The sequence below is a fragment of the Bacillus mesophilus genome, from assembly GCF_011008845.1.
In the GTDB taxonomy this organism is placed as follows: Bacteria; Bacillota; Bacilli; order Bacillales; family SA4; genus Bacillus_BS; species Bacillus_BS mesophilus.
Genome location: NZ_JAAIWM010000001.1, coordinates 993491 through 1018228, shown reverse-complemented (window position 1 = coordinate 1018228; position 24738 = coordinate 993491). Strand labels below are relative to the sequence as shown.

Here is a 24738-nt window from a genome sequence, read left to right as displayed (position 1 = left end):
TTACTGCCCATAACTTGTCCTCAAATGTAAATTTAGCCATAAAAAAAACTGCACCTCCATTGTTAGTTTTTTGTCTAACAATTTTGGTGCAGTTCAAAGTGGCGGGTTTTTTTTATTTTATTGTGTGAAAGGAATTTATTATTTAATTAGCATGTAAGAAACTACAACACATGCGCATCATTAATATCTGTAACAGTTTTGGGTACAGATTAGCAAATAGCGTAACGTGATAGAGAAGTTTGTACAATAGTTCTTAAAGTGACATCAGTCTGTCCCAATGTTGCTGATTTCAAGATTGTATCAGGATTTGTAGAAAACTTAAATTTTTAACTCCTAATTTTGTAATATATGGTAGAATATTGTAGAATTCAAGCGGAAAAATTATTATAAAAGGTGAAATATTCAAAAGTTACTATTTTAATAGATAAAAGGAATGATTCCAATGTCAGCAATAACAGAGGGTAAAATAACACAAGTTTTGGATTGGTCATATGAGAAGGCAGTTAATGGCTTGCCTGGTACTGATACTGCAGCTGATTTAGCAGAAAGCTATTTAAGTAAGCATTCAGATGTTGAAAAAGCTATTGATAGTTTAATTAGATGGCAAAATGCCAAAGGTGCAACCAGTGGATTCCTTACTGGACTGGGGGGATTAATAACTCTACCAGTAGCAATACCTGCAAATATAGCTTCTGTTATGTACGTGCAAATTAGAATGATAGCAACCATAGCACATATGAGAGGTTATGACTTAAAAGATGATCAAGTAAAGACTTTTGTGTTTGTATGCCTAACTGGTCAAGCAGCAACTGATATTTTAAAACAATCTGGCTTAAAGCTTGGTGCAGCTTTAGCAACTCAGGCAATAAAGAAGATACCGGGCGAAGTTATAAAATCAATAAACAAAGCTGTAGGTATAAGACTAGTTACTAAGTTTGGTGAAAAAGGTATTATCAACCTTGGAAAGGCAGTTCCATTGGTCGGTGGTCTTATTGGCGGAGCTGTAGATGGAGTTGGAACTAATATAATTGGTAACACTGCAAAAAAGTTGTTTGTATAAATTACAATAAAGTTGCAATCCCGTAATGCTAGAGGAGAGAGTCACATATGGAATTGGAGAAGGAGAAATCTATATCTAACCCAAAACAGGTATTTCAAAGATATTTGTTTCCTATTGCAATTATTTCATCAATACTAATTTCAGGTTCAATCGGATTTACAGCTAGTCAATTAGGTGTAAACAATAGTGTTGGTAACCAAGCAGAGATTAAAGCTATGCAGAACCGAGTCAATGAAGCTAGAAATAATTCTTTAAAAGTAATAGAAGCAGAACTACCTAAAATAATTAGCGATCTAGAAAATTATAATCAGGATATTAACTTATTAGTAGAAAATGTCGAGTGGTTAAATGGTAATTTAGCTCCTATAAGGAATACCCTAGGTAAATTTAACTCAGCAATTAACGTCGTTAAAGGCGTTAATACTTTTGTTGAGCTGCCTATCGTAGATAACATAAGTACTAAATTGGATTTCGCACAAATTCAATTTAATGAAATTGATAGCATATTATTTGGTTTGGAGAAATTAACAGTTATTAAACACGAGATGACTGATTCTCATCAAAAATTAGATTTATTAGTAGAAAAATATCAAAAAGAGAAAGACATTGAACTGTTATTTCAGATTGAACAAGAGTTAAACTCAAACTTGATTTACCAGATTGAAGATTTAAGGAATTCTACTAGAGAAGCTCATAAAGCCTTTGAACTATCTTCAAGTGTTTTAATTACCGTAGATAAAACTAAATCCCTTTTTAATTCAATACAGGAAATGGGGAATAATACGTTAAATGCAATTCAGTTTTGGAAAGAAAATGAAGGCAGTTCTACAATTGGGGCAGATATAAATGAAAGTTTAGAAAAAGATATAGATGCTTCTATAGAGAAGCTTCAAAAGCTACCTAATGAATTGGCTAAACGATCCAAGAGTAGTATTACGTCAATAAACAATGTTCAAAAAGAGTTGCAGACTATAAAGATAGCACAAATGATCAGTAGTGAGTGAGGTAAAGTAGAGAAAAAAATATAGTATAGTTAATATACATTTTGGGGGAATTATGAGGTGGTTTTATGCAAAAAACGATAGATAATATCTTTGAATTGGATAATCTTAAGGAAATAAAATTAAGTGAGAATGATGAAGAACTTAAAAGGATAATGCAAGAATATCTTACAGAAATTCAATTCCTTTCAGATATGGAGGACAAACAAATAGAAGATGCACTTGCATCCAATACTGAACTAAAAGAAGATACCCCTGAATTTCAATTTTATTTAGAGAATTTAATCTACATAAAGCAATCATATTTTATTGAAGTAAAAGAAGAAGAAACAAATAAAATAGATATAGAGACTTTACAGGAATTAAGATTAGAGGATTTAATAGACATTGCTGCTTATGACGGTAATACAGATATAGAAATTAATCTTCAGAGAATTAGTGACGTGGTTAATGATAAACGTGAGGAAAAAGAAAGATGGAAGGATTATAACGTAATTAGCACAGTATCTAGTTTAATAGAAATTGAAGAATCTAATATTGAGTATATATCTAATCTTAGTGATTATATTGCCTTTGTGTCTGAGTTAGATCCAGCGGAAAATTTTGTGTCAAGAGGTCAAAAAAATTGCACGTATGAGTTGTTACCCTCTTTACATAGAAAGCACGGGAAAGATTATGAAATTCATGCCGATAAATACGAAAATGCCTTTAAACAAAAGATAATTTATTACGACAGAGAAATAAAAGGAAAATCAAACGAAGAGTTAAGAGCTGAGGGGCAGCATTTTGGTTTGCCGACAGATTACCTAGATTTCACAGAAGCTCACCTCATTTCCTTATTGTTTGCAATTGAGGAATATGAATATACTGATCAACACTCAATTGTATATTTTATAGATTCTCTTGCCTATAATATTGATACTGTCAGTTTAAGAGAAAAATTAGTTGATTATTCTGATCCAACTGTAGTTGAGTCTGTAAGAAGGTATTCATCAAGATCGTATTTTATTAAATTAGGAAATTCTAATGAAAGAATCCATTTTCAAAAAGGATGTTTTTTAAAAGTCTCTACTCAAGATAAAGAAGAATTTAAAAGTAAATTAACGAAATATGGTAAGGCGGTCATAATAAATAAAAATTTCAAAAAAGATATATTGAAAGAGTTATTTAATTTAGGAATTACATTTGAGAATATTTATCCAGATAAAGATAATGTAGTTAAATCAATCAAGTTTCAATATGAAGAAATGCAAGGGGGGGGAAATCAATGATAAGTACAAATTTCAAAGAATCAATGAAAAACATTAAATCGAATCGTCCTTTAATATCCATACAAGATATAGTTAAATTTATTGAAAAAGGAGAAAAGTATTTAAAACTATCTATAGAAGAGATGAAAGAAGAGCAAGAGATGGAGATCTTACAAGGCATTGTATTAAGTCCTGATTATCAACGTAAATATCGGTCATCTATTAAGGAAGAAAGTTCTATCATTGAGTCACTTTTGGTAGGTATTCCCATCCCAGAAGTTTTCCTAGTGATATCAGGGAAAAATGATGTTCAAATTAGGCACGTAATGGATGGACAACATCGTTTAAATGCTATATTTAGATATATAAATAATAAATTCCCATTAAAAAAATTAGAAATTTTAGGAAATGACCCACTTTATGAGAATAAAAAGTTCTCGGAACTTGAAAAGAGAGATAAAATTAAAATTTTGGGAAGCCATCTATCAATATTAGAGTTTGAAAGCTTTGAAGATCCAGAGGTTGAAATTGAGTTATTTAAGCGATATAACAGGAATACTAAACCTCTTGAAATTCAGGAAATAGAAATGGCTACTTATTTTTCTGAAACAAGCAAATATATTAGCCGGTTTATAAATGTATTAATTTCCGAAAATGAGAAAAACGAAGAAGCAATATTGTCTAAGGGAAATACAAAAGAAGCCAAGTTATATAAGATATATAACATTACAAAATCACGAAATGATAAACAAAAGAATCACCAGGAAATATGTATAATCTTCAGCGTAATAGAAGAAGGTCTTCAAGAGAATGTAAGAGATGGTGTCACCGCTTCAAAGAGATTCCTTGAGAGAAAATCAAAAAAATATAAGGAAAATGAGGATGAGAGCCTTGAGGTATTAAAGTTAAGGTTCGATGAATTTAATAATTTCCTTCTAAAGATATCTGAGCAAATTGAATACCCTTTTTCAACAAGTATGCTCTCTACAGATAAACAGCGTCAAAGTAAATACTTAATGGGAGTTTCTATTATAATAGCAGCTATCTACTACTATTTTGAAGTAGATATAGAAGATGATAATTTAGTTGAAGACTTAAAAACTATAATTTCTTACTCCCCAATTGCAGATATTGAGTATAAGGCTTCTTCGACTAATATGAAATATATAATGACATACCTATTTATAGATAACAAAGTTCAAGATTTAACGTTATCATCTTTAAAAATTAAAAAAGAAAAGTTAATTGAAATTAATGAATTTATTAGGAAAAGCCTCACTTAAATATATGACGGTGAATGAACTGTACACAAATAGCAGGAAAGCAGAGGGTCAAGTTTCGCTCAATAATGATTGGTTAAAAAATGTCATATCCTAACCAATTCAAATGTATGATTGGGGCAACCTTTTTCCCTTGTACTAAAAAACGACTAGGAGAGTTGAGATTAAATTCAACTCTCTTTTGTTATGCAGTAATGGAGAAACTCTAGAAGTTAATTTCATATCAATAAAATAAAATGCTAAAATATAATTACAAATATATACAAATCAAAGGAGCACAAATGAAAGAAATCACCCAAAAGATCACCCAATCCCGAGACGAACGAGGCTGGAAGGAATACCACAATCCCAAAGACCTTGCCATATCGATCTCACTAGAAGCAAACGAGCTTCTTGAAAACTTCCAGTGGAGAAGTAGTGAGGAAGCTACTAGTGAATCTATGCATAATATAAAAGAAGAGATGGCAGATGTACTTATATATCTGTTGCAACTAGCTGACAAATTAGATGTTGATTTAGAAGAGGAAGTACATAAGAAGATGGACAAGAATGCGATAAAATATCCTGTTAATAAAAAGTAAGTCTACAGTAAGTATTGAATAAGAGGAGATCTACCTATGAGCCAAGTTGAGATAAAAACATTCCCATTTAACAAGGACTCACTAGATAGTATTAGTAATGAAAATTACGTTGATTATCCTGTTGTGTACTTTTTAAATAATAATACAACGGTCTACATTGGTGAGACGGTTGCCGTAAGGAATCGTATGAGGGATCACCTTAGTAACCAGGAGCGGAAATCACTTGAAAAGATGACGTTTATTATTCATGAAAAGTTTAATCAGTCTGCTACATACAATATCGAAACCAAGCTAATTAATTACTTTTTGGCTGATGAGCGTTATAAATTGCAAAACAAGAGTCAGACTACCAAAAGCGTGATGCATAACTACTATAAAAAACAATATTACAATGAAGAATTGTTTACGGAAATATGGAATGAGCTTTTGACAAGGAAAATCGTCGATCACTCCAGCAGCACTATTGAAAATAAGGATATTTTTAAGTTATCACCTTTTAAGGAGTTAACCATTGAGCAACTTGAGCTTAAAAATAAAATTATCGAGGTATGTGAGCAGCATATCGAGGATGACCAAACGTTTGTATTTTTAATTAAAGGTGAAGCGGGTGTAGGAAAAAGTGTTGTATTAAGTTCCGTCTTTAACAAAATACAGGAACTATCAAAAGAAAAGTCCTCCGTTCTTTATAAAACGGATAATCACTTATTAGTAAATCACTCGGAGATGCTTAAAACCTATAAAAAAATAGCAGGTAATGTAAAAGCACTTAGTAAGAAAAGCTTTGATAAACCAACTAGTTTTATAAATAGGCGTAAAAATCTGAAGGAAAAAGCTGATATTGTTTTGGTAGATGAGGCACATTTATTGTTAACCAAGCCAGACCGGTATAATAACTTTAATGAGGAAAATCAATTACAGGAAATTATTAGACATAGTAAGGTTGTTATAGCTGTTTATGATGATAAACAAGTGCTTAAGATGAAAAGTTACTGGGACGAAAGCAGGCTTCAAGATATTCTAGGTGAATGCAATACCGAAGAACCCTATATACTGACTAACCAATTTCGGATGAAAGCAAGTAATCAAATGGTTCAATGGATTGATCACTTCGTCAAAAAGAAGATTACTAGCATACCTAGTAATCCAAATTATGATTTTCGAATTTTCGATTCAGCTGCTGAAATGTATAAGGTCATTCAGGAAAAAAATGAGCAGCATGAACTTGCCAGGATTGTCTCTACCTTTGATTACGTACATAAGAAAGATGGCCAAGACTATTATGTAGAAGAAGAGGGCTTCAAACTTCCTTGGAACGCTGATTATGGAAACGAAACATGGGCAGAAAAAGCAGGTACCATCAAAGAAGCTGGATCCATTTACACGATTCAGGGATTTGACTTAAATTATGTGGGAGTAATCCTGGGGCCATCTATTTCTTATGATGAGAAAACCGATACATTAAAGATTCTCACAGAGAACTACAAAGACACGGAAGCATACCGGGGAAAAGATGAATTTGAAGACAGTGAAAAGGTGAAAGAAAAAATTATATTGAATTCTCTTAATGTTCTTATGAAGAGAGGGATTAAAGGACTTTATATTTATGCTAGTGATGAGAAGTTGAGGGATAGATTAGGAAAACTTAAGAAATAATTAGTTATCCTTAGTGTGATGGTTTTCTAGTAAAATGTTGTAATCAGTATTTGTAGTTGTGGAACTTTGAACAATAGGGAATAGTTCTTGTGTACTTAAAATAGAGATAAAACTATTCCCTTTGCTTTATTTATTTTCTAGAGTAAAGGTTTCACGTTGGGACGACAGTGAAGTTTTATTATTCATAGATTTAGAAGATTGAGAAGGTAAGCGGAACAGATGGGATAAGATTTTTCCTTACTTTCTTGTTAGTGATTGGGATAAAGTCCAAATTTCCCTTCATAATTTTGAAAGATTAATATTTTACCAGATTTATGTAATAAGACAACCTTCCTAAGGCATATCCATTACCAAAAAGGAGTTGAATGGTTCTGGATATTACTATTTACAACAAAGATTCTTCAAGCATGAGTGAGATAGGTAATAGTACCATCGATTTAATAGTAACGAGTCCTCCATATTGGTTCTTAAAAGATTACGATAATCCTGGTCAATTAGGCTTAAATATGACATATCAGCAATACCTAAATCAATTAAAGCTCCATCTGCATGAATGCATAAGAGTGTTAAAGATAGATTCCTTTATTTGTATTAATATTGCTGATGTAAGGACAGGAGAGTATAAAAAATCAGGTAGGCCTAGAATATATCCAATACAATCAGATTTAATTAATTTTTTTACAAGAGAAATGGATTTAGATTTATATCAACATTTTATTTGGGAAAAGTACGGAGTTAAAAAAGGAGAAAAAGCATCTTTAATCAGAGGTTCAGTCGGAAAAGGGAAATTCAAAGAGTATGGAATAGCTCCGTTTCTTTATACAGATTTACTAACTGAACACATCTTAGTATTTAGAAAACCAGGAAATAGAGATAGAGGGCCTATTGATCAACGACAGGATGAAGAAATGAATAGAATTCCTAAAGAAAAGCTTCAAGAATGGTTAAATCCTATATGGAAAATTAACTCTGCGAAACATCAATTTCACAAAGCTATTTTTCCGGACGAGGTGGTAAGAAGACTAATAAAATTATTTAGTTTAAAAAACGACACTATTTTAGATCCTTTTTGTGGTATAGGTACAACCATGAGAGTTGCCAATGAACTACAGAGAAATTCAATAGGCTACGAGCTAAATCAAAAGTATATTATGGACATAGCTAATACACATGCATTGGAATTGAAAGAGAATATTTACTCAAATAATTCAAGATATATAAAAGATAAATCATCAAATGAATCAATTGAGATAATGTAGGTATCATGGCAAGCAGGATACATCCTTTGTTACTCATAATATAAAAGAATTATCTTTGGTAGTCCTTTTATTCACTAGAGTAACTAATGGATGTTTCCTTGATTTAAATTAAGGTTGTTTTCTTCATTCATCAACGGTAACAAATTATTCGTCTTGTAGTTCTGGATTTTTGCTATATACTCAATAAATAAAGAATATGTCTCTTGATCAATTTCACGAGAAGTAGAATCAGCAAATACATTTAGAATTATATGAACTAATTTATGAAATACTTTATTTTCATAAGAAAACTCATTTAGATTTATATTTAAGTTACTTAACCGAGTATCAACTCGGAACTCAAAAACCTCATTCCATCTAATAACGTTTTCTTTTCCGTTTTTAACTCTTCTATCTTTCTTTCCCTCGATAGTTTCATCATACCAAAGGGGTTCGTGTATATCTTTTCCAAGTATGTCACAGTACTCTTTTCTACTACGTATTGGTGAAGTTACTGTACAAATAAATATTTCGTTTAGTAACCACTTTTCATAAAACACACCATCTGAATTTAATTTTTTTTTAACATTTTGCCAACTGCTGCCCTTGGTGTTAATAAAGATAACCTTGTCATCCTTAGATAAATCAAAGTTATTTAGCTTATTAGAAGGACACCATCTGCCACTTAAATATGCCGGAGGAACTTCACTAGTTCCCTTATAAAAGTTTCTTTCTGATGGTGCATACATCAACCAAATCTTCTTATCATTATGATAGTTAATTTGTCGGTTCAAAAGTCTAACAAAATTCTCTCTTGAATAGCCTATAAAATCGTTTATATCTAATTGAAAAACATCGATATTGTAATTATGAAGACTGGTGGGAATCTTGTCGTGTCTCAAGGATATTATACAACCGTTATTTTTTATAAACTCTTGGAAATCATCGGTTTTCTCTAGGTGATATTTAAAGCTTGATGTTAAGAATTTTATTTCAGCAGGTCTTTTATATTTGCTGTCACCTTTGATTTTAATTCCTTTCACGTCTGGGAAAAAAGAATCGTTAATGTTTTCTAGTTCGACTACTTTTAATTGTTTCGTATTGTATATATGCTTACCACTATCAACAATTTTGTTTATATAAAGTTGATTTTCTTTAAAACGGTGATTTATGTAATCATAAATAGCGTACTCTGTAAAGAATGACCACTGACCACTAGGCATAGTACTTCCTCCTTAGTGGTTATTATTACCAATCCTGATATTATTAATTATTAAAAAATAACAAATTGTAATTTTCATGTAGAGTGAGGGACAGAAGGAGCCTGTCCCTTATTATTTTTGGGGCAAGCCCCTACCCCTTTAAGATTTCAAATCTATTCAATAAGTACTAGTTTTTAAATAGTGTTTATAAGTAGAAAAGAGTTAAGAATTAGCGATTTTTGTAAGCTTTTGGAGGTTAGAAGGAATATGTAATTTAAAAACAGAATATGTTTGGAAAAGTATTACTAGTTTATATAATACTTTGATGAATTAATTTAGGGGGATTGCTTTGAGATGAAGTTTAACAGGGTAAGATTAGAAAATGGCTTTCTTGCTAAAGTTGAAAGTCTATATCAAAAGGGAGGGAGTGATATCTTAAGAATAGTTGATGCAATTGATGTTTATGGTTTCAGTGAACCAGAAATGATAGTTTCATCTGAAGATGGGGATCTAGTTGAAAGGATAAATGCAGACTATTGGCATATTTCTTTTCATTTCATGGATAGAGAATATAAAATATCTATTAGAGAAACGGATACAGAATTTGTCTTTGAAAAAATAGAGATTATTAACTTATAAATTACTTAGTTGAGAAGAACAATCTGTTTTTCTCAACTCTCCCTCCTAAATAATTAATTAAAGTATGAGAATAAATTTTAAAGATTAAGATATAATGTTTTCTGCTATTGGAAATATTAAAAGGAGAGTTTAGTGTCAACTAGACGTAAATGAGAGTTTTGGAATCAATCAGAAAGATACATCTAACTTTATTATCATCTTATTAAGCAAATTTACTTGAAAAGGTTATAAAAGATTTAATTAATAGAAAAGAACACATAAAAATAAATTGGGTTTAGTAGAAACTTAACTATATACTCACTAACAAATGATTAAATAAATAGGATGTTTTTAGTCTTTAAAATTGCCCTAACTTTAAGGATCCGTTTTGGAAACTATGTAAGAACTTGAGGATTAATAATAGTTGGAATGAGAGATCAAATGTAAATAGTCAAAATATATCATTAGAAATAACTAAAAGAGAATCAGGTTTAGTTTTATATCTCTGAAAGGAGAACTAATCATGAATAATTATGAACTATCAAAGGAACTGCAGAAGGAATTTTTAGTTTTACAAATACCTAAAAGGAAAATAGCTGATGTTGTAAGAAATCAATTAAAAGATAAAAATTTAACTTATCGTCAAGCAGCCGAAACGATTGAGGATTTTAGTTATACCCAACTTTCCAGAGTAACAAGTGGGTCAAACTATACTATTGATACCTTATTGAAGACTTTGGATTGTTTAGGATTAGAAATTGAGATTAAAAAGAAAATGGATCGTTTATAATAATATATTTTAAATCACTTTTTAGAGCCTATTGAGTAAAAAATTACTTAGTAGGCTCTATTATTTTTAGTAAATAAGTAAGGAGGATTCACACAGGCCACTTGGGAAGGAAAAAATTTATTTTTGATGTATAAAAAAAATTAATCTGGTCAGAATGTGTGATGTAACCTGTTATCTTAAATGGTGATACGATAACAAAGCTGCGTATATCATCTTAGATACTTTTTCGAATTCACCAGATTGGTTTAAACAATTTAAATAGAAAGGAGGCTAAATTATGTTCAAGTTACCAAGGAATAATTTAAACGTAGAGTATAAGGGACAGCGTATTGAAGATGTTGCTACAAAAATTGGTAGTCTCTTTGGCGAAGAAGGTAAAAGAATTGGTGAGAAAATTGATAGAGCGACAAAAAAAGTAACAATTAAAATTGAAGACTAATATTATTTTATTACGAGTTACATTGTATTTATAAGTAGTTTTGTAGTTGGGAATGACTAGAAATAATTACAAAGAGTCCTCAATTATAAATGTTGGGATATAGCACCTTTTATATAAATGAAAGGAAAAAGACTCACTATATAAAAATAAAAGAATAGAATGGAGAGAGAAATTTGGTTGTAGCAACAGCAGTTATAAAAAATCACCATGGGACGTCTGTATGTGATATCCGTCCTAATAACGAGACGCTTTGGCTTGGATTAGGGGGAAACTATGATAATCTTAAACAGATTTTTAGTGAGCTCCTAGATAACATCTTAGGTAATTTTATTATTGATAAAGTTCGAAATCCAAACATAGTGCTAGAAATAGAACCTAGTTATAGTGTACCAGAGAAATACCCTAAGTTTAAGGTCACTTTACACGATTACGGAACAGGAATGGATTTAACTAAAACTCTAGTAATTGGTTTTAATGATTCACCTAAATCATTTATTAATTACTACGGTTATGGTTACAAAGCAGCTTTGGCAGGAGCAAATCCTGATAATAACGCATGGAGTGTTTATACTCGATCAGAAGCAGATTGGAAAAATAATAGTTTCTACTATACTGAAGCACCTTACACAAACGAACAACCAATTCACTACACTTCTGAAACAAACGAACCATGGGTTGGTTATTTTCCACATGGGACTGTAACTTCCTTTGAGATAAGTGAGTCTTTACTTTTCACTGCTTGTAATAAAGCGAATAAAAAAACAGAACCAATTGATTGCCTTATTTCATTAAAGAACTACTTTGGATATGTCTACTCAGGAGCCATTTCATCATCACAGATGACAATTACTATTGAATCAAAAGCTTTAAATTTTAGTGAGAGAGTAAAAGCAATAACACCGAATTGGGGGCAAACTCTATATAAAGATGTTAAAACAATTTATTTAGATGATATCGAAGAAGAACACGTTGAAGTCCATTATCACATTGGTGAAATGTTAGATCATAATGATGGCCATGAGTTTTATCATCCTAGTCAAAGATGTTCTGGTGTAGAAGTCAGAATTAATGGTCGTGTCTTTGAATCTGGATTAATCACAAACATATGGGATAAGGAAAAACATCCATCACAGAATAATTTTCTTGCTATTTTAGACATAACATCTAACGATGAGAAGTTATTACCAATAGGGAAAACAGCCAAAAATGGAATTCGAGTTGCAGATAATACAATAGAAAAAGTTTATGAATGGCTTCGACTTTTGATTAATGAACCTCCGAAAAAGCTCAATAATCAATGCAGTGAAAAAGATTGGCTTAATCAATTGGAGATACAAAAAAAGAAACACAATAGTCATCCAGCCGCAAGTATTGAAAGGGAATTTAAAGTGTACAAAAGCTCAGGTACCCCTGTTGCTGTTGATTTAAAAGTATTTGATGGATCCAAGCTGTATCTTTTTGAAGGGAAAAAAGCAAAAGCAACAATTAAGGCTATTCATCAGCTAAGAATGTATTGGGATGGGTGTGTAGAGGATGGACTAACTCCTTATCAGGGAATTCTTGTTTCAGATAGCTTCCCAAATGAACTCCTTAACATAATTGATTCGATTAACAATATGTATGATGCTAAAGGAAATAAATATAACTTGGCTGTGACCACTTGGAAAGTACAGGGAATAACTGCAGGACAAGAACTTATCTAAATAATAAAAAGAATGTTACAGTGCGTAACATTCTTTTATTATGTTTATGTTCTGCAGATTACATGGTGATTTCCGCCCAACTTACCCAATACATTGATATCCAAATTGTGGAGTTTATTTCTTTGTACTTTATAGGAGGAAATAGGAGAATCGTGCCTTAGTTTGTTTTTGGGTGATGAATGAAACTCAGTGTATCTAGGGGATGTTCCACTTGTTAGAATAAAAAAATGAATAGCGAGAGACGAAGTCTTTTTTAGAATGCTAGAAGCATCATTGCACAATATTTATATTAATTTTTTCCTGCTTTATTATTATTGGCTTATTCCCATTGGTAATCGGTATTAATTGGAACTCCAATAGAACATCATTATTTTTATTAATTATTTCGCTTACGATGTAGTTTCCATTATATGTATTAAAATACAAGTATCTTTTATTGTCCATGTTTATAATATAATGTTCCTCAGAATTGTACATAGCAGAAAAACTGTTAATATACCCTAAAACTACAGAGCCAAAAGCTATATAAAAGATAGTCATAACAATAAAGACGATTTGACTTAAACGATCCCTAAGAAGAATAATTATTCCCCACCCTATTATTAACACAATTATCCAAAACACTACATAACTCTCAATAACTAAAAAAACTATTGCTAGTACTGACATACCAGTTGTTTGAAGTATTTTATTTTTTACACTTTTACTTATCGAAACATTTATAAGTGTAGGAATATAAACTATCAATAATATTAATAAGACAAACAATGATTTTACTAAGTTATTCACTCCTACTTCAATAAGACTAATAGGAATACCAGCTTGCAAAAAAGCTCCATAATTAAATGCATAAACTACCCCATAACTAATTATTGAAATAATAAATACAGTATCAATACCTGGTAAGTACTTTCTTATATTTTCCATAGACCATACTTTGTCTCCTTTGAATATTATTGATTGGTATTGATTCGACAAAAAGTTAATAAATCCTCCAGACTAGCATTCATCTTTTTATATTAGGAAGGTAAATCAAACTCTAGGAGACCATTAAGGAGGTTCTTTGTTTTAGTACTAATAACAACTCAGACGAATCTATCCTTTAGTAAACCGAAATTTTCTAGTACAATAGCTTTATACGAAATTTGTAAATTACTGGCTTATTTTGCGATTAAGCTAAAACTATATAATTCAATAATGTACTGGAGGGACGTCTATGACAACATACTGGAATTTCCCATCCGCTACTGGTGGAATGATTAACTCCATTAATAATGCGGGTTTAGAAACATTTAGAGGAAATGCAATTGATGCATTAACACGAGAGATATGTCAAAATTCACTGGATGCTGTAAAAGAGAATACGCAACCTGTGATGGTAGAGTTTAAAAGTTTTACTATTTCAAGTAACCGGTTTCCAAATAGATACGAGATAATTGATGTTTTTAATCAATGTGAACAAACTTGGCGAGGGAACAACAAGAAGAGTGAGGATTTTATTCAAGATGCATTAGCCATTTTGAATCGTGATGAAATTAATTTCTTACGTATAAGTGACTACAATACGAAGGGTCTTGAAGGTGCCAAAGAAGGGAAACTAGGATCACCTTGGTCATCTTTAATAAAAGAAGCAGGTTCATCTAACAAAGGTGAAAGTTCTGGTGGTAGTTTTGGAATCGGAAAATCAGCTCCATTCTTAAATTCTAACTTAAGAACTTTGTTTTATTCTTCTTTTGATGTAACAGGATATGAATCTCATATTGGTGTTGCAAATATAATGTCGTACCAAACAAGAGATAATAAGATTACTTTGGGTAATGGATATTTTACTAATAATCCTAATTCATTTGCAATACATGGTCAGTTAATACTAGATAAAGGCTATAAGAGAGAAAGTACTGGTACCGATATTTATGTATCTGCTTTTGAACCTAAAGGTAACTGGGAAGCAGAAATTAAACACTCTATCTTAAAGAACTTCTTTATTACTATCTTTAACAATAAGCTAGTGGTTAAGATAAACGGATTTGAAATTAATCAATATAACATTGGTGAACTTATTCATGAGTTAGAGGACAATGAGGAAAATCAATTTTTAAAGAATTACTTCACTGTACTTACTTCCGAAAAAGCATTTAAAATACTATATCCAGAAAAGAGATATTCACAAGGTATTCATTTTAATGAGGGAGAAGCGACTCTGTACCTGATTAATGGTGAGGATCTAAATAGACGTGTACTCATGACTAGAAAAACTGGAATGCGTATCTTTGAGCAGAAGAATATAAATGGCTCTATTTCGTTTACAGGAATTCTGATGATAACTGGTACAAACATGAATAATATTTTTAAGCAATTGGAGAATCCAGCTCATAATGAGTGGGCACCAGAGCGTTTTGAGAAGGATCCCAAACTAGCAAAGAGTATCTTCTCCGAATTAAGGAAGTTTATTCGGGATACTGTAAAGAGTCAATTCCAAGAGCAAATTACAGATGAAATGGATGCTGTTGGCTTAAGTGACTTCTTACCAGATACAAGTTTTGATTTAACTGGTTCAACCAAAAAAACCGAGTCATTAAACTCTTCTATTAAATCCATCGTTACGAAAGAAGTGAAACAGGAATCTAAACGCCCAGCTAACAGAAAAGGAAAAGAAACAAAGGATTTTGAGGATCAACTAGCTGGAGAGTTTGGAATTACACCGTCAGGTAATGAAGGTGGAAATGGGGATGGTAGTAATGACACAGATGGAGGTAATGTTGGATCCGGAGCTTCTAATCCTGGCGGGGACAATGAAGTGAACAAGGATGAATCTGGTGAACTAGATAAGAAGAAGGAAAGAAAACCAAGTAAAGATCCAATTCGAATTACACAAAGGTATCTTTGTATGGATAAGAGCAATGGAAAGTACAATTTCCTTATTTCACCTACCAAAACACTTGCAAGCGGTCGATTAGTTTTCAAGGTAGTAGGAGAACAAAGCGATTATGACTTACCAATAAAAAATGCATCAACCAACGACCATAATGTTACCGTTGAGAAAGTAAATACGAATACAGTATATCTTCAATCGCTTGTTAAAGATCAACGATTTGCTTTACAAGTAGACATCGATTACTCTGACTACTGTGTATTGGAGGTAGAGTTATATGAAAATTAGTACTTCCTATCCATACCCGGTTCTTTACATGAACAATGATGATTATGTTAATTCTAGTTTCCATGCACAGATAGGGATTACAGAATCATTCGGTGAAGTGAAAATCAATGTTAATTTCAATCTAGTGAATGAGGGAATTCAAAGACTAGTAGAAAACAATGAGGCTGTGTTTTTAGTTCATGTAGAATGTCCACAGACAAGTTATCGAAACGCGTTTAAGTCTGATAGGAATGAGTTAGAGGTTGGAATTCCTACTGAAAAATTGAGAGGGAAACTCCTTATTCATACTTTTATCATTGCCAATGATCGAATAGTTAACTATACAAATGAATCATTAAATGAATGGTTCAAAGATAGTCCTATTACGTATGAAAAAGGGAATATTCTAGCGATTGGGGATGCTATCGAAACAACTTTGTTTGAAGATAATAAAGAACTATTAAACTTGCCTTCCATAGTAAAGGTAACGAAATCATTAAAGAATGACTTTATGGAAGTAGATATTCATTCAAATGTTATTACGATTTCACTTCCTGAGTATGAATACAATCAGTACGCACTTCATTCGAAATCCAGATTCAAAAGCACGATTATATCTTCCGTGATTGTTCCTAGCTTAGTTTATGTATTTTCAAAAATAAAAGATAGTCGTGAGGATTTAGAAGAATATAAATGGTACCAAGTGCTAGAGAACACCTTTGAGGCAAACAATTATCGACTAGAAGATGTAGGGACAGACTCATTGTCATCACTAAAAGCAGCTCAACTAGTTTTAAGAAAACCAATTAAAACTAGCTTCCTAGAAATTGAGCAGCTTAGTAAGACGGAGGACTAATTATGAAAATGAAATTCTTAACCGATGAAACTCTTATTGATTTAAGGACAAACTATGATGCTTATAAAGAGCATTATTATAATAAGAATGATCAATGGTTTAATGATTACTTTAACCAAGAAGGAAGAGTACTAGAATCCAAGATAGACTTAAACATGGACAAGCTTAACTTGAACGAGGATTATTCAATTAGTGATAAGGAAAACGTTAAAGTTATATACGAAGCACTAAAGGATCTTACCGTTTCACAGGCTACTCAAGAAAGACTTTGGTCAGGTTTAGCTCATCTTCAGTTAAGAGATTTTTCTTACTATCGTTTAAAGAATGAACTAGAAAATAAAAACGATCAACGTATTAATACAGCATTGTTTTTCAAAAACGGAAATAAGAGATCTCTGTTTGTTCATATATTAGCTAGATTATGGTGGGTAGGATACATGACCTATGATAAGGAGCATCCAACCAATCCCTATTGGCTAACAGAGTTCTTCTGTGAAAAAGACTTCTCTGCAAGATCAGTCGTTTTCTTTTCTAGTAACCTTACTTCTAATCCTAATATTACAAAAGGTATTCTTAAAACGCTTGTTAAGTGGCAGCAAAGTGGAATTAATATTACGAGGGACCATTTTGTTCAAGCAAATAAGTATCTTAACGTTGTCGGTGGAGCGATGATTTTAGATATGTTATCTACTGAGGAAGTTGAGGAAATGGTTAATAATTATCTTAGTAGGTATTATGGATTGGTGGATTCTAGTTTAGTATCAATCTAAAGAACTATATAGAGAGGCATACTTGTTTAATTACTAAAAATATATGTAACATGTACTTTATTATATAGGTTCATGTTTTTTTATTGGAGGGAATTAGACTTCATTGTCGAACTAAAGTATTACCTCCTACATTCTTGTAATAAACAATATGTTACTGATAGGTAGAATGAAAATGAAAGACTAAAATTCAAACTAAAGGTGGCTCATCTATGGCTAAATATGTAGTAAATAATGGTTCAATAGATATAATCTTAGGATGGATTAAAGCTGGTGAAATAGCAATTCCAGAAATACAAAGACCTTTTGTATGGGATTCAAGTAAAGTAAGAGATCTAATGGACTCACTATATCAAGGGTTTCCAGTTGGTTATATTATTACTTGGAGAAACCCAGATACGAAGCTAAAAGATGGAACACAATCAATGGGGAAGAAAATATTGATTGATGGCCAGCAAAGAATTACTGCTATGACTGCAGCGTTATTAGGAGAAGAAGTGGTTGGTTCAGATTATAAAAAGAAAAAAATTCGTATTGCCTTCAATCCCAAAGAGGAGAAATTCGAAGTAACTAACCCAGCAATTCAAAAAGATGTTGAGTGGATAAATGATATTTCTAGTATGTTTAAAAGTGGATTTAATATGTTTGGTTTTGTAAATAGTTATTGTCAGAGTAATAATATCCAAGACCAAAACAGTATTGGGGAGATTATAAATAAATTATTGCATATTCGGAATAGTAATTTAGGCATAATTGAACTTTCGCATGAACTAGACATAGAAACGGTAACCGAGATTTTTATCCGAATAAACTCTCAAGGTGTAGTTTTAAGTCAAGCAGACTTTGCTATGTCAAAGATCGCTGTAAATGAAAACTACAATGGTGTACACATCCGAAAGACAATTGATTACTTCTGTCACTTAGCTAAAAATCCAACTGATTATTCTACAATCGCATCAAACGATACGGATTTTGCAAGAACTGATTATTTTAACAAAATTAAATGGATAAAAGACCATAATGAGTCTCTTTATATCCCTGATTACTCTGATTTACTTCGAGTGGCCTTTACCTCTAAGTTTTACAGAGGAAGACTCTCCAACCTGGTGAGTTTATTATCTGGAAGAGACTTTGAGACTAGAGAATATAAAGAAGAAATTGCCGAAGCTTCTTTTAAAACTTTAGAAGAGGGTGTGCTTTCATTCGTCAATGAAACAAACTTTAAGAGATATTTAATGATTGTAAAGTCAGCAGGGATTATTAATAAGAGCCTTATACGCTCCCAAAATACACTGAATTTTGGTTATGTATTATACTTATTGCTAAGGGATAAGAAGGTTGACCAGGCTATTATAAATAAAACAGTTCGTAAATGGCTAGTGTTATCAATGTTAACAGGACGTTATTCTGGATCACCTGAATCAATGTTTGAATTTGATGTAAGAAGATTTAATAATGCATCAGATCCACAAAGTTATGTGAAAAACATTGAAGAGGGTGAGCTTTCAGATGCATTCTGGAACAATATATTAGTCACTCGTTTAAATACCTCTGTTGCAAGTAGTCCATATTTTAATCTTTATTTAATGGCTCAAATTAAGAGTGGAGATAAAGGCTTCTTATCTAAAGAAGTAGAGGTTAAACATCTGATAGAAGAACGTGGAGATATACACCATATCTTTCCTAAAAAGTATCTGCAGAAAAATGGATACAACAATAGAGGTCAGTACAATCAGATAGCCAATTACGCATACACACAGCAAGAAATTAATATTACGATTAAAGACCAAGCTCCTAAAGTATATATGGAAAAAGTTAAGGAACAAATCAACTCAGATAGTAATAGGTACGGTGAGATCAAAGATATTAATGTCCTTATGCACAACCTTAAGCAAAATAGTATACCAGTAGAAACATTTGATATGGACTATAGCAGATATGATGAATTCTTGGAATTAAGAAGAAAATTGATGGCTGGTAAAATTAGAGAGTTTTATTTTTCTCTCTAATAGTTTAATGAAACAATAATTAATCAAAAAAAGTATGTCACCTCGACATACTTTTTTTGATAAAATCAATTTGTAAGTATATTTCCAATTATTTAGGAACGAGGTTACATTTATGACATGTCCATTCTGCTCAATACCAGAAAAAGTCCTAGAAAATGAACTAGCATTTGCTATCTATGATAAATTTCCAGTCTCTAATGGACATCTATTAATCATTCCTAAACGACATATAGCTAACTACTTCGACTTAACTAGTGAAGAAAGATTAGCCATTGATGAGCTTTTATATAGAGGTAAAGAGTTATTAGATAAACAATTTACGCCAGATGGTTATAATATCGGAATAAACTGTGGAGAAACCGCTGGACAGACTATTTTCCATGTTCATGTGCATTTAATTCCACGGTATAAGGGGGATTTAGATAACCCTCGTGGAGGTGTTAGAGGGGTAATACCAGATAAAAGAATCTATTAATCCAGAGGAGATCTATCATGCCAGTATATAACAAGCTTGTAAGAGATTTAATACCAGAAGTTATTGAAAAGACAGGGAAGTCATTCACATCTAGAATTCTTAATGATGGGGAATACATAAACGAATTAAACAAGAAGGCACAAGAAGAGCTTGCAGAATACTATAATGCTAAAGACCAAAAGGAAGTAGTAGAGGAATTAGCAGATCTACTAGAAGTCATGCATGCGATGGCTCAGTATCATGGCACTACTATGACTGAAATTGAAAGAGTAAGAGAACAGAAAGTAATGGTCAGAGGTGGATTTAAGGAGAAGGTTTTACTAATTGAGGTTAGTGATGAGTAATACCCAGTTAATCACGAGTAATTTGATCGAAGAGTTAAAGGGGAGAATACAAGAAGCGTCTTCTATATATACTAAGTTCCTTCTTGATGAAGTCTGGGGTAAAGCTCTTGGAAGAGCCACTAAGAGATGCTGCTATAAGAGGTGCTGAAATAAAGGTTTGTACAGGAGATTATCTATACATTACTCAGCCAGAGGCAATTGGAAAATTACATAATATCCATCCAGGAATTGAGTTAAGACTTTGGAAGAGCAATGGTGTTGCCTTCCATCCAAAGGCTTATATGTTTCAGTATAAAGATAATGGGACGTTAATCATTGGGTCATCCAACTTGTCTAACTCTGCATTAACAAGGGGTGTAGAGTGGAATGTCTTGTTAAAAGAAACAACAAATGAAGAAACATTTGAATTAGCATTAAGGCAATTTATTGAACTCTTTTATTCGGATCAAACCATTGCAATAAATAATGAAACAGTTAAGCTTTACCAAAAGGATTATGAAACCTTTCACGTAAATAACCCTCATTTGCACCATAAAATGACGAAGCAAGAAGAACTAAATATTATGTTTACCCCAACCCAAGAGGAACATCAACCTGATAGAATAGCTGAGGAACCATCTCCTTATGATGTTATTAATCCGAGGTTCGCTCAAATTGAAGCTCTGGAACAACTAGAATCAACAGTAGAAGAGGGCTATAACAAAGCAATGGTTGTAATGGCAACAGGCCTTGGTAAAACTTACTTGGCTGGCTTTTTCTCTCAACGATTTGGGCGTATCTTGTTTGTAGCCCACAGGGAAGAAATATTGAATCAGGCTAAACTATCATTTCAAAAAGTAGATCCTAACAAGGTTTACGGTATCTACAATGGAACAGAAAAAGATCCAGGTGCAGAGGTGATCTTTGCCTCTATCCAGACGTTAAGTAGGAAGAGGCATTTAGAAGTTTTTCAACCAGATGAATTTGATCTCATCGTGATCGACGAGTTTCATCACGCTGCAGCACACTCCTATCAGCGTATACTAGATTATTTTCAACCTTCTTTTCTTTTAGGGATTACTGCCACACCTGATCGTAATGATAGTAAAGATGTTTATGCGATATGTGAAGGAAATGTAGCTTATCGAATTGATTTCATAGAAGCAATAGAACGTCATTGGCTAGCTCCGTTTCATTATGTTGGTGTGTACGATGAGACCGATTACTCGAAAATCACCTGGCTAGGGAAACAATATGATGCAGAAGAACTTTTAGCCATACAATTAAAAGAAGATATGGCTGAGAAGGTGCTTGAAGCTTGGGTGTCTAATAAGCAAACCCGTACATTAGGTTTCTGTTCATCTATTAGACAAGCTGAGTTTTTATCTCAATATTTTCAAGAAAAAGGGTATCGATCAATAGCACTTCACTCTCAATCAAATACTTCTAGAAAGGAAGCTATAAGTCAGTTATCCGAGGCAGAAATTGATATTATTTTCACCGTTGATTTATTCAATGAAGGTGTCGATATCCCATCTGTGGATACATTATTATTTGTGCGGCCAACAGAATCTTTAACCATTTTTACACAGCAAGTAGGACGTGGGCTCCGTCTTCATTCTTTTAAAGAAAAATGTGTGATTATCGATTTAATTGGGAACTATCGTAATGCTGATAATAAGTTAAGTTTATTCGACCTATCACCTAGTGATAAAAAGCGTAAAAATAGACCGTTCATTCCTCAAGTACCTGAGAATTGTGCTTTTGATGTAGACTTACGTGTGATTAATTTGCTTGAGGAACTTTCTAAGAAGCACCAGCCTCGTAGGGATAAGTTACTAACGAATTATCGACAATTGAAAGAGGAAATTGGCAGAAGACCAACTTATCTTGAGTTACATTTAAAGGGAACAATCGACGTAAATGAATACAAGCAAGAATTTAAGACATTTATTGCATTTTTGGATTGGGCTGGGGAACTTACTGATGAAGAAGCTGAAGCGTACCATGAGTATAGAGATTGGCTAATTGAAGTTGAAAAGACAATTATGACCAAGAGCTACAAAATGGTGGTTTTAGCGGCTATGTTAAAAAGAGGTAAAAAAGAGTGGTTCAAACCCATTACTCCAGAAGAAGTAGCACCATTTTTCCATAACTATTTAACAGAAAAAGAATACCGTAAACGAATTGATTTCTCCGATAATGAGTCGACGACCTTGTGGGAATATGACGAGAAAAAGGTTAGTAAACTCATCGCCAGAATGCCGATGACCAAATGGGGAGGAAGCTCTACTTTTGAAAATAATAATTTTAATCTCTCTTTGAATGTAAGACAGGAACATGAAGATATTATTTATAAATGGACAGAAGAAATTTGTGAGTATCGTCTTCATAGGCATTTTGAGAAAAGGCAGAAAAAGAATGTTATATGAATAAAACCCCAACCATGTCTTAGACCATAAGGCTAAGAATTTAAGAAGAATGACAGAAAGAATCAAAGTCATGTTCCCTTTGTATCCCAATTATGGAGTCAAAGAATATTGGATCATTAATCCAATGCTAGATACAGTCACGTTCGATACATTAATAATGAAAAAATGTATGAACAGCATGATATGAAAACAAATGTTGGAATCAATTCCTCGAAGATTTTAGAAGGATTTCAAATAGATTTAGAATATTTGCTTTAAAATAACCAAGGGGCGGTTCTACTGGTTATTTTTTTACTTATACGTGATATAAAGGTACCACGGGAACCGTCCCCGTGGTCTGATAGAAGACATCTAGGAGGGATATGTTTGACAGGACATGTGTTCTCAAAAAAACAATTAGAAGATACGTTTAATCATGTGATTGGCAAAACATTAGGTGAAGTGGATGTTAATAATGTTTTTAATAGAACTATAACCAATCCGAAAATTACTGGAATTGCAGGAGATGTAATTGAACAGTCTGTACTAGGGTATCCGCCGGATTCTAATCAAAGACCAGATCTATTTGTTGATGGTAAGGATGTTGAGTTAAAAACGACAGGTATTAGAAAGCCAAAAAAGAAAAGTATCCATGAATTTGAAGCCAAAGAACCTATGTCTATTACAGCTGTTTCGCCAGAAAAAATAACAAAAGAAGATTTTAAGACATCTAACTTTTGGCATAAACTCGAGATCATGCTGATGGTGTATTATCATTATGATAGCGCTGTCACGGTAAAAGCGATGGATTATGCTAATTTCGTCATTAAGGGATACCAATTTCATGAGTTTTCTGAGGAAGATCAGGAAATTCTGAAAAATGACTGGAGTATTGTAAAGGGCTACATAAAGAAATTACAAGAGGAATATGACATCCCAGAAAATGAGTACCATACTATTTCTTCTGAATTAAGAAAAGACTTAATGTTGATTGATATTGCTCCGAAATGGCCGAATAGACCAAGATTCCGTTTGAAAAGAGTGACAGTAACAAATATAGTCCAAAAATACTTTGGGGAAAAATTTGAAGAATTACAGGCTAAATATTCTTCATTTAGAGAATTAGATGAAAAGTTACATGCTTTAACGGAGTTACATCGTGGAAAAACGATTCGAGAACTCATGATGGAATTAAATATTCCACTTAAGTTAGGTGAAAAAGGCGATGTACATAAGTCCATTTCTGAACAAATTGTTGTGAAAATGTTTGGTGGAAATTCCAAAAAAATAAGTAAGATTGAGTTGTTTAATAAGATTGGACTCATCCCAAAAACAATTACTCAAACAACAAAAGGAACGAGAACAGAGGATACAAAACTATTTACCATCGATTTTACAGAATGGACGGATGAGAACATTCCTTTTGAAGAATCGTTTGTATTTAACTATTTTAACAATCAGCAATTTTTGTGCATTCTATTTGAAGAGCCCTCAACCACTTCAACATTACTTGAAAATAAATTTTTAGGGTTTAAACGAATCATGTTTAAGAATCATCTAATAGAAATAGACGTAAGAAATGTTTGGGATGAGGTTAGAGATTTAATAAATAACAATTTATTAAAAGAAACGGTAGAATGCAAAAAAGATGGTACACCTATGGTAAACAAAAAATCTGGAACGATAAAAACATCCATTAACTTCCCGAAATCAAAAAATTATACCTTTTTTATCAGAGGTACAGGTGACGATGCTAATGACAAAACATTGGTTATTAATGGTATTCATATGTACCAACAGAATCTTTGGGTGAAGGGGAAGACTTTAGTGGAAATGTTGAATGAGATTGAATTTATTTAAGTTAGTAAACAGTAATACTTAAGAGCGAAGGAAACAGGACAACAGCCTGCTTTGCTTCGTTTTTTTGGGATAGTCAGCTTTAA

The 24738-nt window shown here is 32.3% G+C and carries 20 protein-coding genes and 1 pseudogene; 19 read left to right on the top strand and 2 right to left on the bottom strand.

Features of this window, described 5'->3' with window-relative positions:
* The first annotated feature begins 442 nt into the window (after nucleotides 1-442).
* The 7 genes from G4D63_RS05195 (at nucleotide 443) to G4D63_RS05165 (ending at nucleotide 8084) form a co-directional block, all read left to right on the top strand.
* Nucleotides 443-1060, top strand: a complete 618-nt coding sequence (locus G4D63_RS05195) for an EcsC family protein (protein WP_163178317.1) — start codon at nucleotides 443-445, stop codon at nucleotides 1058-1060.
* 47 nt (nucleotides 1061-1107) lie between these two features.
* Nucleotides 1108-2064 (top strand): hypothetical protein, encoded by a 957-nt coding sequence (locus G4D63_RS05190; protein WP_163178315.1) that lies wholly within the window; start codon nucleotides 1108-1110, stop codon nucleotides 2062-2064.
* 65 nt (nucleotides 2065-2129) lie between these two features.
* A complete protein-coding gene (locus tag G4D63_RS05185) occupies nucleotides 2130-3332 on the top strand; it encodes an FRG domain-containing protein (RefSeq protein ID WP_163178313.1) in 1203 nt (400 codons plus the stop codon).
* Entirely contained in the window at nucleotides 3329-4594 is a 1266-nt protein-coding gene (locus G4D63_RS05180) for a DUF262 domain-containing protein (protein WP_204559018.1), read from the top strand. Before G4D63_RS05185 ends, G4D63_RS05180 begins: the two co-directional genes overlap by 4 nt.
* 278 nt (nucleotides 4595-4872) lie before the next feature.
* Complete coding sequence (locus tag G4D63_RS05175; protein WP_163178311.1) at nucleotides 4873-5172, top strand: nucleotide pyrophosphohydrolase; 300 nt, start codon at nucleotides 4873-4875, stop codon at nucleotides 5170-5172.
* Nucleotides 5173-5208: 36 nt separating this feature from the next.
* Nucleotides 5209-6825, top strand: coding sequence for a DUF2075 domain-containing protein (locus G4D63_RS05170; RefSeq protein WP_163178310.1), 1617 nt, complete (start codon nucleotides 5209-5211; stop codon nucleotides 6823-6825).
* 365 nt (nucleotides 6826-7190) lie between these two features.
* Nucleotides 7191-8084 carry a DNA-methyltransferase gene (locus G4D63_RS05165; RefSeq protein WP_163178308.1) on the top strand — a complete coding sequence of 298 codons (894 nt, stop codon included), beginning with the start codon at nucleotides 7191-7193 and terminating at the stop codon, nucleotides 8082-8084.
* Between the two features lie 83 nt (nucleotides 8085-8167).
* Here G4D63_RS05165 and G4D63_RS05160 read toward each other — a convergent pair whose 3' ends face one another.
* Nucleotides 8168-9286, bottom strand: a complete 1119-nt coding sequence (locus G4D63_RS05160; RefSeq protein WP_163178306.1) for a hypothetical protein — start codon at nucleotides 9284-9286, stop codon at nucleotides 8168-8170.
* Nucleotides 9287-9619: 333 nt separating this feature from the next.
* On the opposite strand from G4D63_RS05160, the gene G4D63_RS05155 reads away from it, so the two are divergent.
* From G4D63_RS05155 to G4D63_RS05140, 4 genes are all read left to right on the top strand, one after another.
* Nucleotides 9620-9904, top strand: coding sequence for a hypothetical protein (locus tag G4D63_RS05155; protein ID WP_163178304.1), 285 nt, complete (start codon nucleotides 9620-9622; stop codon nucleotides 9902-9904).
* Nucleotides 9905-10406: 502 nt separating this feature from the next.
* Nucleotides 10407-10673: a hypothetical protein gene (locus G4D63_RS05150; protein WP_163178302.1), complete on the top strand. Its 267-nt coding sequence runs from the start codon at nucleotides 10407-10409 to the stop codon at nucleotides 10671-10673.
* Between the two features lie 277 nt (nucleotides 10674-10950).
* Nucleotides 10951-11112, top strand: a complete 162-nt coding sequence (locus tag G4D63_RS05145; RefSeq protein WP_163178300.1) for a hypothetical protein — start codon at nucleotides 10951-10953, stop codon at nucleotides 11110-11112.
* Nucleotides 11113-11285: 173 nt separating this feature from the next.
* A complete protein-coding gene (locus tag G4D63_RS05140; RefSeq protein WP_163178298.1) occupies nucleotides 11286-12815 on the top strand; it encodes a hypothetical protein in 1530 nt (509 codons plus the stop codon).
* Nucleotides 12816-13085: 270 nt separating this feature from the next.
* Here the strand turns inward: G4D63_RS05140 and G4D63_RS05135 are convergent, their stop codons facing one another.
* The gene (locus G4D63_RS05135) at nucleotides 13086-13742 is read right to left on the bottom strand and encodes a hypothetical protein (RefSeq protein WP_163178296.1); all 657 of its coding nucleotides are present in this window, start codon (nucleotides 13740-13742) and stop codon (nucleotides 13086-13088) included.
* 289 nt (nucleotides 13743-14031) lie between these two features.
* Between G4D63_RS05135 and G4D63_RS05130 the strand changes: the two genes are divergently transcribed.
* The 8 genes and pseudogenes from G4D63_RS05130 to G4D63_RS05090 all read left to right on the top strand — a co-directional run bounded on the left by G4D63_RS05130 (nucleotide 14032) and on the right by G4D63_RS05090 (nucleotide 24655).
* The gene (locus G4D63_RS05130) at nucleotides 14032-15975 is read left to right on the top strand and encodes a hypothetical protein (RefSeq protein WP_204559017.1); all 1944 of its coding nucleotides are present in this window, start codon (nucleotides 14032-14034) and stop codon (nucleotides 15973-15975) included.
* On the top strand, nucleotides 15965-16810 hold the full coding sequence (locus G4D63_RS05125; protein ID WP_163178294.1) for a hypothetical protein: 846 nt from the start codon (nucleotides 15965-15967) through the stop codon (nucleotides 16808-16810). Before G4D63_RS05130 ends, G4D63_RS05125 begins: the two co-directional genes overlap by 11 nt.
* 2 nt (nucleotides 16811-16812) lie before the next feature.
* Nucleotides 16813-17580 (top strand): DUF6339 family protein, encoded by a 768-nt coding sequence (locus tag G4D63_RS21815; protein WP_239585868.1) that lies wholly within the window; start codon nucleotides 16813-16815, stop codon nucleotides 17578-17580.
* A gap of 209 nt (nucleotides 17581-17789) precedes the next feature.
* Nucleotides 17790-19586, top strand: a complete 1797-nt coding sequence (locus G4D63_RS05110) for a DUF262 domain-containing protein (protein ID WP_163178292.1) — start codon at nucleotides 17790-17792, stop codon at nucleotides 19584-19586.
* A 112-nt stretch (nucleotides 19587-19698) separates the two neighbouring features.
* On the top strand, nucleotides 19699-20061 hold the full coding sequence (locus G4D63_RS05105; RefSeq protein WP_163178291.1) for an HIT family protein: 363 nt from the start codon (nucleotides 19699-19701) through the stop codon (nucleotides 20059-20061).
* Between the two features lie 17 nt (nucleotides 20062-20078).
* A complete protein-coding gene (locus G4D63_RS05100; RefSeq protein WP_163178289.1) occupies nucleotides 20079-20405 on the top strand; it encodes a nucleoside triphosphate pyrophosphohydrolase in 327 nt (108 codons plus the stop codon).
* Nucleotides 20398-22816: pseudogene (locus G4D63_RS05095) on the top strand (DEAD/DEAH box helicase family protein). The gene G4D63_RS05100 and the pseudogene G4D63_RS05095 overlap by 8 nt, the downstream one beginning before the upstream one ends.
* A 366-nt stretch (nucleotides 22817-23182) precedes the next feature.
* Nucleotides 23183-24655 (top strand): MutH/Sau3AI family endonuclease, encoded by a 1473-nt coding sequence (locus G4D63_RS05090; RefSeq protein ID WP_163178287.1) that lies wholly within the window; start codon nucleotides 23183-23185, stop codon nucleotides 24653-24655.
* Nucleotides 24656-24738 lie beyond the last annotated feature (83 nt).